Genomic DNA, 688 nt, shown 5'->3' with positions numbered 1-688 from the left:
ACCACGGGTTCGTTTCCCACTCGCCGCCGGTCGACTCCCACAGATCGCGCCAGGTCGTGCGCAGCGTAGCCCGGCCGGATGCGTTGCCATCCTTGGCAATCGCGTCGTAGCGCTCCTGCGATTCCGCCAGCGCTTCCATATCGATGCCTTCGGCAACAATGTCGGCATCGCTGATGTCCTGCAGGCGCTCGACGCGCACCGACACGATCTCCAGCAGGATGCGGCAGGCCGCACCAGGCATGAAGATGGAGGGACGCTTGTACCAGCCTGGCAGCGCGCCGCCGCGCCCGGCCGCCAGCGGTACGTCCGGGGAATCGGCGTCGTATTGGTACGCGCGGTCGGATTCGGCCGTCATGTCGATGAAGTGCCATTCGTCGCGGCGCTTCTTCTTGCTGTAGCGCGTCACCCAGCGGCCGTAGGCGAAGAACGTTTCGCGCACCCACAGCCGATCACCATGTCCTCCGTGTGGACACGCGTCGCCGGCCATGCCATGAGCGCCAGGTGCACGCGTATCCGCAACGCTCACCAACGACTGGAACGCATTGCAGGGCCACTGGTAATCGCCTGGGCGATGCGGCACTGGTTCTGGCTGCGGCTTCATGACGCGTCGCGTCTGCGTTTTGCTGCCGTCGATCAGCGCGCGCACCATCGCTGCTGAAAAAAGGATAGCTTGTTCTTTGAATGGTGG

1 pseudogene is annotated in these 688 nt (G+C 64.4%); it reads right to left on the bottom strand.

The features are described 5' to 3' along the window. Positions 1 to 439 (bottom strand): annotated as a pseudogene (locus tag AC0V2Y_RS27705) (hypothetical protein); the annotation flags it as partial. Between the last annotated feature and the right edge of the window lie 249 nt (positions 440 to 688).

This window comes from Janthinobacterium sp. BHSEK, from assembly GCF_056174685.1.
The sequence above is the reverse complement of the archived record's forward strand: the minus strand, read 5'-3'. Positions and strand labels throughout refer to the sequence as shown.